Below are 13,246 nucleotides of genomic sequence, written 5' to 3'. Positions count from 1 at the left end.
TTTCCTATTGCTTATTTGCCAGACCATCCTTGTTTAAATCCACGAGTAAATGCACGAGCTTTACTCACACCTGTTTTCACAGCCCAAACGGAACCATAAACAGAAATTTTAGCCGCCGTCCCAGCAACAGTTCCCGTTTTCCGAGCTACTTTTTCTGCTTTTTCTCCAAGCTCAGCACCAATTTCTTCTATCGGTTTTGTCATCTCTAGCACCTCCAAAACACTTGTCTTTCCTTCATCATAAAGCAATCAAATAGATTATTCAAGTTGATGAGTTTCGGTTATTTTTTTGTAATTTATTTCACCTTTCATTAGACATCGCGATATTTTCAATTATTTTTCTCTATTTTTGTATATAAAACAGCTTTTTTATCTTGTGTATTCACTCACATTATGCCTATAATATAGCGTTGAACAAAAAGGGAGAGGGAGATGTATATGACGGGATTAGGAATTTTATTATTTCTAGCAGGTATTGGTGTGTTAATTTTTGGGATTTTACGGTTTAGAAAGAGAAATTGGCCTCGCAGAAAAACACAAATTGTTATTATTAGTTCTATTTTAGCGATTATTATTGGGATTGGGATTATTCCTACAGCTGAAGATGAAGCGGCCACGGAAGAACCAAAACAAGAAGAAAAAACGAAAACAATTGAGACTAAGCCACTTTTAGAAGCAGAAACAACTTTCACGACGGATGATGAGGGAACTTTGATTGTCGAAGGGAAAACAAATCCTGGAGCAGTTGTAGCGCTTGATTTGGTGGACCTGCCAGACGCTGTAACTACAGCTGATGAAAAGGGTGCCTTCCGCCTTTCTGTAAATGAACTTGATAAAGCGCAAGATGCTGTTCTTTCTATTGCAATTGACGGCCAAACGAAAGAACAAACGCTTAAACTAGCAGTAACCCCTGCTTATGAAACAAAACTGGCAGCTAAAGCAGAAGAAGCGCGAGTAGCGGCTGAAAAAGCTGAAGCAGAACGAGTAGAACGTGAACGTGTAGCAGCCGAAGAAAAACGCGCAGCTGATGCAAAAGTGGCGGCCGAAAAGAAAGCCGAAGAAGCTAGAGTCGCAGCTGAGAAAAAAGCCGAAGAAGCAAAACGAGCTTCCGCAGAACGTGCCGCTGCACAACCAAGTAATAGCAACGAACAAGGACAAATGGTTTATATTACTGCCACTGGTAAAAGATATCATTATGATCAAAACTGCCGCGGTTTGAACAACTCCAATGGTGAAACGGCTGTAACTGTTTCCGAAGCAAAAGCACAAGGCTTAACTTTATGTAAATTTGAACAGTAAAAAAAAGCAAAATTTCTTGTGATGAGAAATTTTGCTTTTTATATTTGTTTTTAATTGAATTCAGGGTAGTTTTGTGATAAATTTATATAGATATAATCGTTTAAATGTGCTTGTGTAAAGCAATCCCTACTTTAATTATACAATAAACCATTCTTTACAGTCAAGTATTATTTTTTCGAAAAAAATAGGGGGATGAATAAATGAAGCCATACGTATTAAAATTTCAAGAAATCGACAAAGCAACAGAAGCCCTGGTTGGCGGTAAAGGCATGAATCTAGGTGCCTGCTCCAAAATTGCCGGCGTCCAAGTTCCCGCAGGTTTTTGCCTCACCACAGAAGCTTATAAAAAAACATTGGCAGAAAACACTGAATTCCAGCAGCTACTCCATCGTCTTTCCACACTAACAACAAGTGACGGCTCTTCCATTCAAGCAATCAGCTCGGACATTCGAACACTCATCCAAAATATTCCCATCGCTCCTGAAATCATAGATGCTATCGATGCCGCTCTTTTAAACTTAGGTGCTAATGAGGCATTTGCTGTGCGGTCAAGCGCGACTGCGGAAGATCTACCCCACGCTTCATTCGCTGGGCAACACGATACGTATTTAAATATTATTGGTAAAGATGAAATTTTGCGGCACATAAGTAAATGTTGGGCTTCTTTATTTACCGAACGAGCGATTATTTACCGGATTCAAAATCAATTCGAGCACAGCAAAGTTCAGCTAGCCGTTGTTGTTCAGCAAATGATTTTTCCAGACGCTTCTGGTATTTTATTTACAGCTGACCCGATTACCTCTAACCGAAAATCGCTTTCAATTGACGCTAGTTTTGGCTTGGGCGAGGCGCTCGTTTCCGGCTTAGTTTCACCTGACTCTTACACCGTCCAAGAAAATACTATTACAAACAAAATTATCGCGACAAAAAAACTCGCCATTTACAGTTTAAAAGAAGGCGGAACAGAAACGCGCCCGCTCGAAAAATCGCAACAAACCGAGCAGACACTAACAGATCAACAAATTTTACAACTTGCAAAACTTGGTCGAGAAATTGAGGCCTATTTTGGCAAGCCGCAAGATATCGAATGGTGCTTAGTTGGCGATGTTTTTTATATTGTGCAAAGTCGACCTATTACTACTTTATATCCAATTCCGGAAGGGAGCGAGCCCGGTAATCGCGTCTATATTTCTGTTGCGCATCAGCAAATGATGACTGATGCAATGAAGCCACTTGGACTTTCCTTTTACTTAATGACAACTCCCGCTTCCATGTATACTGCTGGCGGGCGGCTATTTGTCGATATTACGCAAAGTTTGTCGGCCCAAGCTTCCAGAGATATGATGGTGAACTCTCTCGGCCAATCGGATCCGCTGATTAAAGACGCATTACTCACTGTGATTAATAAAAAGAATTTTTTACCACCATTACCAATTGAAAATGAACCAGTTCAGGCGACCGCACCCGGAAAACCACCAGTCCGAAACATCCCTGACCCATCAGTCGTTTTTGAATTAGTTAAAAACAGCGAAAACTCGATTAAAAAATTGCAACAAACGATTAAAACAAAAAATGGTTCCGATTTGCTTGATTTTATTGCAGAAGATTTAACGGAATTAAAAAATGTTTTATTTAACCCGACTAGTATCGATGCGATTATGGCCGGAATGGATGCTTCCGCTTGGCTAAATGAACATGTTTACGAGTGGCTTGGAGAGAAAAATGTGGCGGATAAACTTTCTGAATCAGCCCCAAATAATATTACTTCACAGATGGGGCTTGAACTACTTGATGTGGCAGACGTCATTCGCCCCCACCCTGCCGTTAGAGCTTATTTAGAACAAACGAAAAATCCTCACTTTTTGGATGAATTAGCGGCTTTAGATGGTGGTGCAGAAACGAAAAAAGTACTTACGGATTACTTGGAAAAATACGGCATGCGTTGTGCGGGCGAAATTGATTTAACGAAAACGCGCTGGATTGAAAACCCGTTAACACTGGTACCGCTAATTTTAAGCAACATTAAAAACTTTGAACCCGGCGCAAGTAAACACAAATTTGAGCAAGGTGAAAAAGAAGCAGCTAATAAAGAACAAGAAATCCTCGCTCGCTTGCACCAATTGCCAGATGGAGAACAAAAAGTCGCTGAAACAAAAGCGAAAATCGATATTCTTCGTCATTTCATTGGGTATCGTGAATATCCAAAATACGGCATGATAAATCGCTATTTTGTTTACAAAACCGCTCTACTACGTGCCGGAGAACAACTTGTGGAAAATGGTGTACTTCACGAAAAAGAAGATATTTACTTCCTTTATTTTGATGAACTGCGCGAGGTCGTCCGTGCCGATCAAGCCGACTATGAACTCATCAACTCGCGGAAAAGCGATTTTGCTTCCTTTGAAAAATTGACGCCACCACGCATTCTTACTTCCGACGGCGAAATGATCAACGGAAAATACCAGCGCGAAAACCTGCCAGAAGAAGCTATTCTTGGTCTCCCTGTTTCATCTGGCACAGTGGAGGGTCGGGCCCGTGTCATTTTAGAGATGGAAAAAGCTGATTTGGAGGATGGCGATATTTTAGTTACCGCTTTTACCGACCCAAGTTGGACACCAGCATTTGTTTCCATTAAAGGACTCGTTACGGAGGTTGGCGGACTGATGACGCACGGGGCTGTAATTGCACGGGAATACGGTCTTCCCGCTGTCGTCGGCGTCGAAAATGCGACGAATATCATCCAAGACGGCCAAAAAATACGGATAAATGGTACAGATGGCTATATTGAAATCCTTGATTAAACGAAAAATCCAGCACGCTCTTTTTAGAGAATGCTGGATTTTTTAATTCGGCACAATTAAATCTGTATCGGGGTCCTTGCTTTTTTTGTCTGTTGATTTGATTTCTACGAATACTTTATGTGGTAGACAAACAATGGTGTCACCGGCTTTGGATTTCCAGCCCATTTTGACGCCTACTTGGTCTGGGCTGTTGTCTTCTTTAATACGAATCCGCTCGCCATCTACTTCCATCAAATTATATTGCGCGCCTTTTCCTTTAATCGTAAACTGTTCATTTCCTTTGTGGCCAGTTAAAGGGATTTCCCGAATCACTTTGCCATCTTGTGAAATGATTGCTACGACATCATCGCCTACGTTTTTAGCTTCCGCGACAGAAAATAATATTAGTGGTAAAAACGAACCCAAAATCAGTGCAACGATAATAACAAAATCAAATGGGCGTACCATTTTCATATATTGACGCATTTTCTCTCCTAACTAGCCATTATGGTTAGCGTTAAAATCCAGACTAACCCCCGGCTCATCGAACGCAATTTCCGTCACATCGTATGTTAAACGCTTGATGTAGTCAATTAATGGATTCGATATCCCTTCCACATCAACCGCTTCTAAATCCGAAAAATCGCCGAAAAAATCTTTTAATTGAATAATGCGGCTGATTCTACCATCAATCCGGAAATTTTCAAGGACTAATAAAAAAGGAATAGTTATCTTGAAAATTTTTCCTTTTGACATAAGCTCCACATTTCCATCGACCGGCTCTACTTCATGGACCTCTAATTCAATTTTGTTTTCGAATTGCTCATTTGGTTCCATCGTTGTTTCAAAGTTGTACTTTTCTACGACAATCTTATTAGTTACAATATCCATAAAATTCACCTCATTTATAATATGTACATCCGTATATTACATGATAACTAACTGGCTGGCAAATTACTGCTACCAAGTTATTTCGATGCGGTTGCCTTCTGGGTCAAGTACGACACTTTCGTAGTATCCGTCCCCTGTCATTCTTGGCTCACCGGCAATTTCAAAACCATCTTGTCTTAGTTTTTCAGTCAATTCGTCGACCGCTTCTTTTGTTCCTGTAGAAATAGCGATATGCGCCCAGCCTAGGTTTTCACCGCTTACTTGATTAGTTACATCCGTCCGGCTCATAATCTCTAGTCTTGCCCCACTCGCAAACGAAAGAAAGTAAGATGTGAAGCCCTTTGTTTTATTCTCATATAAATCATTTGCAGTTGCACCAAAATAAGTAATATAAAATTGTTTCATTTTTTCTAAGTTAGTTGTCCATAATGCGACGTGTTCAATTTTCATTAAAAACCCTCCTTATTATAAAAAAATTGCTGCTGATATCCAGTATACCACTGCTGCCAAAATTCCTGCCAGTGGTAACGTTATAAACCAAGTGACAACCATGTTTTTCCCAGTGCGCCAATTGACTTCTTTTTTATGGTTAGCTGTTCCAACGCCCATAATCGAACTGTCAATTACTTGCGTCGTACTTACTGGCAAATGGATCAGGGTGGCTGTCATGATGACGGAAAGCGAACTTAAATCAGATGCAACTCCAGTAACCGGGGTGATTTTCATGATTTTCGTTCCGACCGTTTTGATAATCCGGTAGCCACCAACAGACGAGCCAATCGCCATCGATGCCGCACAACTCACTTGGACCCAAAACGGAATACCCGCCGACTCTTTCAAAAGTCCACTCGCAACTAAGGCTAGCGTGATAACACCCATTGTTTTTTGCGCATCATTCGTTCCATGTGAATAAGCTTGCGCCGCCGCGGTTCCAATTTGGATAAAACGAAAGCGCCGATTCATTTTTCCAAGTTTTTTATCGTGAAAAAGGTGTTTGAAGAGCGAATAAATCAGAAAACCAACTGTAAAACCAAGAATTGGCGAGATAATTAATGCGACGATAATCGTTGTAAATCCAGACCAATTAAGCACGCTGAAACTGCTTGCGGAGGCGATGGAGGCCCCAGCTATTGCACCAATCAGCGCATGCGAGGAACTACTCGGCATACCAACAAGCCAAGTCATCAAATTCCAAATCACCGCGGCAATCAAGCCACATAAAACAACAAACTCCCCATTATTAAGCGAAAATGGATCTACTATACTTTTCGTGAGCGACTCCGCCACACCTGTAAACGAAATGGCGCCCAGAAAGTTCATGATTGCTGCAATTCCAATAGCTACGCGCGGTTTTAACGCTCTAGTTGAGATACTCGTGGCCACAGCATTGGCAATATCGTGAAAGCCGTTGATAAAATCAAATGCCAACCCCACGATGACAATAATAATCGTTACTAAAATAACTGTATCCATTCAGCAGTTCTCCTTGTCGAGATTCACTTTTTTATTGTCTATACCCTTTTTGCGGGAAAATAAAAAGAATCTGCTCCCATATTAGGTAGCAGATTCTCGTTGATTTAATTAAAATTCTTCCCAGTTTTCGCGGTCGTATTGATCGCCATCATCATAGTTATAGTCGTAATCATAGTCATAACCGTTCATCATGTTATACATTCCATCATCCGTAATCGCAAAGAATACTAAGAAAATCACTGCAAAAATGGCAATAATAGTATTAACTACCGCTACAATAATCCCGCTAATCAATAGTCCTAAGTTACGCTTAATGACTTCACCTTTCGTACGAACGATAAGGTAAATAACAAGAATAATAATTACATTAATAAATACCATCAGCAGACACCAAAGAATGGCATTCATTCCACGTTGATCTGCATCTTTATATACCCAGATTGCTAAAAGTACTTTTGCTGCTAGTCCTAAAACTGCACCAACAATAAAAAGTATTGGTAAGAATATCATCATTCCCATTTCGTCCCCTCATCTTCTGTAGAAATTGTTTCATATTTCTTAGAAACTGTTTTATATTCTTTTTTGTTAAGTATTAAAATACCTGCAATTATGAATAAAATTCCGTGAATTGAGAAAGCTTGTAATCCACCTAAAATGATAAAGCAAATGGCGATTGTTTTTAATTTTGAGCCGCCACTGTTCACTTTAAATGCACCAATGAAGCCAAAAATTGCGGATATAAGACCAAAAATTGCGGCAATTATTGAGCCAAAAGCCATTATCCCTGTTACAAATAAATCTTCTGAACTCGCGAAATAACTTGCATCGTCAAATATCACCAGCGCGCTAAAACCAAAAATCACGGCGTAAAGCGCAGCTCCAAAAAAAGTTAATATGCTTAACGAAGCACCAACGATAAGTAATGTAAATTCTGTTTGTCTGTTCATTAAATCCTCCATATGTTTAGTTAGTATTCTTATAGTGTACCATGAAATACGCTTTCACTAAATACAAAAATGAGAAAATTCACGAAAAATTCACGAAAAAGCTATTTCCTGAAAAAAGGAGATAGCTTTTACTTTTTCTTCAATATATCATTTGCCAGAGCCGTGAATGCATAAAAATCAGAAAGCCCTGAAAGTTTTTCACCGTATTCTTCGCGCACTAATTCCACAAGTAACTCATAGATATTAATGGCTTCTTCATAATCATTTTTGCTTATACATAGTAAAAATACGGCGTGAACGGATTGTTTTTGATCCCATTTGATTGGCTTATCTAATATCCGAATAACGATTTTTGTTTCTTTCGCCATCAGTCCGAGTGGATGTGGGATTGCTATTCCAGTTCCGAGTACAGTTGAGCCTAGTTTTTCACGTTCGAGAACCGAGCGCAGGAAGTCGTCGCCAACAATATTTTGCCGCTGCAATGAGTCGACCATCTCTTCTAAAATTGCCGTTTTACTCGTCATACTGCTTCTCGCAAAAAAATCAGCCGTGAAAAAATTGGATAGAAAGCCGCGGTTTGGATCGGTTTGTTCTTGAATAATCGCCCCAAGCATTTTTAATTCTTCATTAGTTGGGATGTTGCTGATTTTGATGACCGGCTTATTTTTCTCAGGTATTCTAACGGTGGAAAGAATGATATCTTCTTCAATATGGATAAAACGGTTATATTCTTGAATCGAAACCACTTTTGTAATGTCGAGATTGCTCACTGCCGACTTCACTTTTGCTTCCACAATTCGCGCCGTTCCAAAACCTGAGCCGCAGACGATTAAAGCCGATTTATGCCGATAGTAAGAGATTTGATAATTTCGCTCTAAAGATGCCCCGATATGAAGCGCCAAATAGGCTAATTCATTTTGATTAATGTCATATGGGTAGTCTTTTTTTAGTGATTCTACTGCATCGAGCGTGATTTCGTAAGCTAACGGGTAATAGCGCTTGATGTGCTCCGTCATTGGGTTTTTGACGGTCATATGGTATTTCACGCGGTATAACATCGAATGAATATGGGCAACAAGATCCTTTTTCAGCTGCATGTCATCCTGTAAATGATAAAAATAATGTGACTCAATGCGGTCCAACATGCCTTCGATATACGCATAATCATCAAATTCGCTAATTTCTTTATCTTCTACATTCAGAATTCGTTTGCTGGCGATTTGGAGAAGTAAATAATTTTTGTCCGCGTCCGCAATCTCTATTTCGAAAAGGGATTCTATAATAGTAGCCAATTTAGACGCAATTGCGATTTCTTCTTCACTAACATCCGTTAATTCAAACTTTTCCAACGTATGCCCGAGTTCAATTCGTTCCACTAAAATCATCATATGTAAAAGTAAATTTTGAAGCGCTTCGTCTGTGAAACGAATGTTGGTCGCAAAAAAATAATCGGTCACGGCTGTCATTAATTTTTGCAGTTTATCTTTTTGTTTATGCCATTCGAAAAATGTTTCTAAGTAGGATTCCGGGGTGTTTTTGGAAGCAATTAGCGCGGTTAAAGCGTAGCGCATTTTTTCTTCTTCTCCGATAATTTTCACGCCACTACCCGGTTTTGAGACGAGCGTTAAATCATACGCTGCAATAACTTTTCGAACTTGCTTCATATCATTTGAAATGGTTGCACGGCTAGCAAAAATCGTATCTGCCAAGTCTTCCAATTTAATGTAGTCGGCGCTTGATAGCAGCAAGAAAATCTCATATTTTACGCGTTCTTCGGGATTATCTAAGTCAAAATAATCGGCGTTTTTCGGTTTGCTTTTTTCGGCCTGAAAAGTTTGGAAAACGGCTGGATCAAGGATTTCGATTTTGTATCCCGCTCCTCGAGTAAGCGTTATGGTTGCCCCGTGGCTTTCGAGAAATTCGGTTAGTTTAGCAATGTCCGTTCGTATCGTTCGTTCGGAAATATGTAAATCTTGGCTGAGTTTCTGAGCTGATAAGTGGCTACCCGCATCAAGGAGCATGCCATATAGTGTTTCCAAACGTTTATAAGCGAAATATCCCATTTGTAGCAGCTCCTTTTTTAGGTAGTTAGATGTTACTTTTCAAATAAATACGTTTGTACTTTAGCATGTTTTAATATCGTTTGTTTCTCGTTTGATTTACTTTCATCCAAGCGGCGTTCCTTGCCTTGGAAAATTTCTGGAATCGTGATTTCTTTTTGTAAATATGGATTGAAAAAGCGCGTAATGAAGGCATCGCTGTCTTCGGCTTTTTTCACTGCGCTAATAATCGCTCCGTCTATTGTCGGAAGTTCCAAGCTATATGTGGCATCCAGTATTTTATCTTCGTCGCGGTAAACATAAATCAAGCGGCCGTTTAGAAAATCTGACATTTGGTAAACTGGTGGATTCGACAAATATTCTTTTGCTTTTTTCGCGATTTCCGCTTCATCAAAAGAGCTTTCAAATAAAGTTAGCGCAAATGTTGCGTTGATTTCGCCAAGTAGTTGCGCGTCTGGGGTCACAACGATTGATTCACCGGAAGCTCTACCTGGACGATATAGTAAATCGGTTTTACCCATATGGCTAAATGTGCGGAACAGAGTTAGCGAAATCGTATCGTAATTTTCGCCAATGATTTCATATTCGCGCACGCCTTCTGTCATTACTGCAACCCCATGAGATTCATCATGTAAGCTAACAAAACTTTGCATTGCTTCAATCGAAATTGGCGCTTCTTGCCATTCTTCCGCTTCCCACACGTCCATTTCTGGAAGGCGAACCTGACGCTTGATTGGCGCGAATAATTGGTCAGCTGTCGAGAATTTACTAGCAATTTCGGTGGCGAAAGTGACGCATAAACGATGACTCAATACTTGGTTATCAATTTGCACATCGAAACGAATGAGTTCTTCGTTTTTACGTAAAGAAATTACTGTTTCAATAGTCATTTCGTTATTTTTTTCACCATTTGCACGTTCTTCTAAATTATACGGTACATTTAACTTGAAGGAAATAGTTAATGCTTGGTTGACGCTTGATATGCTAGACTCTATGCTTTCCACTACTGCTTCTTTTGATGAAATTACAAGGTCTTTTCGTGGCGGAGAATAGTTGTACGAATCGCCATCGTCGCCATTTTCCACAAAAATCATTTGATCGGTGTAAGTTCTGCCCGCTTTTTTATCATGAATCGTTAGTGAATTGTTGGCTGCTAACTGGATTTCATAAAATTCGTTTTCGATTTTTGTCGCGGCGGATTGTGTCGGTTCTTGCACTGGAGTTTCTTTTTCTAAATTAAAGTAGATGGTGTCATAGCCTAGCGCTGGAAGACTATTTACGTTTACTAGCATTGTCGCTAAAAAGACTTTTGCTGGTAAATAAACGGGTTTGCTTGGGTTTAGATCGATATGTTGATTTAAGACGTATTCAGTTAGGTCTGTTTTTTCTAGAATCGTGTATTCAAGCGTGTTTCCTTGCGTATCTTCTACTGTGAAATTATCTTCTGGAATGTATGCAGTCATTTTGATAACGCCACTTTTTTCGTATGGAAGTGGGTTGAAAACGGTAAATTGGAACGGCTGTTTTTGTTCGATTTTTTCGCTGATTAGGCGCATGTTTAAATCGAGTAAATTGGTCGCTAAATCTGAAGCCAATTTGTAACGATGTTTGACGTCGCGGTTGGTCGTATCACTATTACAGCCACCAATGCTATCGTGTGCAGCATTTTCAAACATCAACTTCCAAATTTCTGCGAGTTCATTGTGTGGGTAGCGATTCCCAAGTGAGTAGCTGATGGAAAGAACTGGCTCCAGCACATTGCTTAAAAAGTTTTCGATTTGATTGTTTGCTTGTTTTAAATCCGCCCGAGTAGAGAAAATCGATTTATGCAGGCGACTATGTTTTCCTTCTGTTAATTCGCCGGCAATGACTGGTAAATCGGTCACATCTTTTTCTAAATCCGCGAAAAATGTTTCTGGTGAAGCGATTTGGTATTCCCGCGTGCTATCTAATTCATTGAATTTCGCAACTAATTCTGGCAAATTTTTTCTGACTGGCGCTTGGTCTAAGCCATTTGGGAAATAAACATTTGGCGTTGAAGCTTTCTCTTCCAGAGCACCAATTTGATCATCCAAATACGTTTTAAGTTCGGCTTCGTTTTCCGGAATGTTCGCTCCGTAGTAATAGCCGAATGGGATTTGCTCCGCTAGCATTTCCGTCCCGTCATCGCCCTGCCAGATAAATTCGGTTTGTTTTAAGCGATTATCGGCAACTCCGCGCCAAAACAGAAATTTCGAAATGCCGAATTCTTTATAAATTTGCGGCATGTTTCCGCCTTGCCCGAACGCATCCGGGACATAACCAACAGCCATGCTATGTCCCATTTCGCGAGCGATTCTCGTTCCATAAAGCAAGTTTCTAACAATCGATTCTTGTGAAATGACTAATTGATCCGTTTGTGTATACCAAGGTCCGGTAATAAGGCGTTTTTCAGCAATCAATTTTTCTAATCTAGATTTATCTTCCGGGCAGTAGCGCAAATAATCTTCTATTAACGAACTTTGAGCATCCATTAAGTAAAAATGGTAATCGTCTTTCGCTTCTAAAGTTTCAATTACTTCTTTTAAATGCTTCACTAAATAGATTGTTGAGCGGCTTGAAGTGAAATACCATTCTCTATCCCAATGTGAATGCGGAATTACATGTACTTTCGTTTTAGTCATTTTAATTAAATCCTCCAACTATTATTTAATCTCTATTTCGTCAAAACTAATATCGATATCGTCAATAGCATCGTCTGCAGCAGCTGTTTCTTCTTCGGTGAAATTGACGAATAAATTCGCGCAAATTCCGATAATAAATGCTCCAACTAGACCACCAACTAAGTAAGCCCAGCCGTTACCAATGGTGAAGAAACCATACATCCCACCGATTGGCGGCATTTTCACATAAGCGCCAAGTCCCATTGTTACAGCACTACCAATCGCGCAGGCAATTACATTTAGCGGAATTAATTTACCAGGGCTACGTAGTGTAAATGGAATCGCACCTTCCGTGACCCCAATTAGTCCCATGATTAGCGCACCATTTCCAGCTTCTTTGAACGTAGTAGAATAATTCTTTTTGCGTAAAAGTGTAGCGATTCCGTAGCCAAGTGGCGGAATACAGATTGCGACGTTAATCATAATCGAAGGTAGGTAAATCCCACTCATAAATAGCGCATTCCCAGCCATCCAAGCAGCTTTATTCACAGGTCCACCAAGGTCAAATCCAATCATTGCTCCTAAAATAAGTGCTAGAATAATGACATTTGTATCGTTTTTACACATTTCTGTTACCCAATCAAGTAATGTTTGGTTTAGCCATCCAAGCGGTCCGCCGAGAATAAGTGACATCAGTATCCCCGTGGCGCCAACCGTGATAAGTGGCAAAATAATTAGCGGTAAAGAACTAGCAGCTGGTCCAGTGATACGAACATGTTTTTTCACCCAGTTTGTTAACCAACCGGCGAAGAAACCAGCGACCACAGCACCTAAGAAACCAGCATTTGTACTAGTAGCCAAAACCCCACCGACAAAACCCGCAGCAAGCGCCGGTTTGCCAGCGATTGAATAAGCAATATATCCAGCAAGCACTAAGTTAAGTAAGCCAATTGCCGCCCAACCTACATTTTGAAATAAATAAACGTAATGATAAAATCCGCTTGCATCAGCGTAAGCATCTAGATTTGTAACCCCGCCAATAATCCCAATTAATTTTGCAACAGCTACAACAAGTGACCCCGCAATAATAACCGGTAGTGCATACGATATCCCCGACATTAAGTGGTCTTTTGCTTCGTTTAATTTCCCTTTCAT

12 protein-coding genes are annotated in these 13,246 nt (G+C 40.0%); 2 read left to right on the top strand and 10 right to left on the bottom strand.

The window, feature by feature from the left end; all coding sequences use genetic code 11:
- Nucleotides 1–11 precede the first annotated feature (11 nt).
- Nucleotides 12–203, bottom strand: coding sequence for a hypothetical protein (locus tag HCJ30_RS00845; protein ID WP_185390592.1), 192 nt, complete (start codon nt 201–203; stop codon nt 12–14).
- 234 nt (nt 204–437) lie between these two features.
- Between HCJ30_RS00845 and HCJ30_RS00840 the strand changes: the two genes are divergently transcribed.
- Nucleotides 438–1,298 (top strand): cell envelope integrity TolA family protein, encoded by an 861-nt coding sequence (locus HCJ30_RS00840; protein WP_185390591.1) that lies wholly within the window; start codon nt 438–440, stop codon nt 1,296–1,298.
- Between the two features lie 200 nt (nt 1,299–1,498).
- The gene (gene rph, locus HCJ30_RS00835) at nt 1,499–4,099 is read left to right on the top strand and encodes a rifamycin-inactivating phosphotransferase (RefSeq protein ID WP_185390590.1); all 2,601 of its coding nucleotides are present in this window, start codon (nt 1,499–1,501) and stop codon (nt 4,097–4,099) included.
- Between the two features lie 42 nt (nt 4,100–4,141).
- On the opposite strand, the gene HCJ30_RS00830 is transcribed toward rph, so the two are convergent.
- The 9 genes from HCJ30_RS00830 to HCJ30_RS00790 all read right to left on the bottom strand — a co-directional run bounded on the left by HCJ30_RS00830 (nt 4,142) and on the right by HCJ30_RS00790 (nt 13,246).
- Nucleotides 4,142–4,564, bottom strand: coding sequence for a NusG domain II-containing protein (locus HCJ30_RS00830; RefSeq protein WP_185390589.1), 423 nt, complete (start codon nt 4,562–4,564; stop codon nt 4,142–4,144).
- Nucleotides 4,565–4,576: 12 nt separating this feature from the next.
- A complete protein-coding gene (locus tag HCJ30_RS00825; RefSeq protein ID WP_185390588.1) occupies nt 4,577–4,969 on the bottom strand; it encodes a DUF1149 family protein in 393 nt (130 codons plus the stop codon).
- Between the two features lie 69 nt (nt 4,970–5,038).
- The gene (locus HCJ30_RS00820) at nt 5,039–5,419 is read right to left on the bottom strand and encodes a VOC family protein (RefSeq protein WP_185390587.1); all 381 of its coding nucleotides are present in this window, start codon (nt 5,417–5,419) and stop codon (nt 5,039–5,041) included.
- Between the two features lie 15 nt (nt 5,420–5,434).
- On the bottom strand, nt 5,435–6,442 hold the full coding sequence (locus HCJ30_RS00815) for an inorganic phosphate transporter (protein WP_185390586.1): 1,008 nt from the start codon (nt 6,440–6,442) through the stop codon (nt 5,435–5,437).
- Nucleotides 6,443–6,550: 108 nt separating this feature from the next.
- Nucleotides 6,551–6,961: a hypothetical protein gene (locus HCJ30_RS00810; protein ID WP_185390585.1), complete on the bottom strand. Its 411-nt coding sequence runs from the start codon at nt 6,959–6,961 to the stop codon at nt 6,551–6,553.
- Nucleotides 6,952–7,389, bottom strand: coding sequence for a DUF4064 domain-containing protein (locus tag HCJ30_RS00805; protein WP_185390584.1), 438 nt, complete (start codon nt 7,387–7,389; stop codon nt 6,952–6,954). Before HCJ30_RS00805 ends, HCJ30_RS00810 begins: the two co-directional genes overlap by 10 nt.
- Nucleotides 7,390–7,517: 128 nt before the next feature.
- Complete coding sequence (locus HCJ30_RS00800) at nt 7,518–9,452, bottom strand: BglG family transcription antiterminator (RefSeq protein ID WP_185390583.1); 1,935 nt, start codon at nt 9,450–9,452, stop codon at nt 7,518–7,520.
- Between the two features lie 32 nt (nt 9,453–9,484).
- Nucleotides 9,485–12,112, bottom strand: a complete 2,628-nt coding sequence (gene mngB, locus HCJ30_RS00795) for a mannosylglycerate hydrolase (protein WP_185390582.1) — start codon at nt 12,110–12,112, stop codon at nt 9,485–9,487.
- A 21-nt stretch (nt 12,113–12,133) separates the two neighbouring features.
- Nucleotides 12,134–13,246, bottom strand: coding sequence for a PTS fructose transporter subunit IIC (locus HCJ30_RS00790; RefSeq protein ID WP_061105414.1), 1,113 nt, complete (start codon nt 13,244–13,246; stop codon nt 12,134–12,136).

The organism is Listeria cossartiae subsp. cossartiae, from assembly GCF_014224155.1.
Lineage (GTDB): Bacteria > Bacillota > Bacilli > Lactobacillales > Listeriaceae > Listeria > Listeria cossartiae.
The sequence above is the reverse complement of the archived record's forward strand: the minus strand, read 5'-3'. Positions and strand labels throughout refer to the sequence as shown.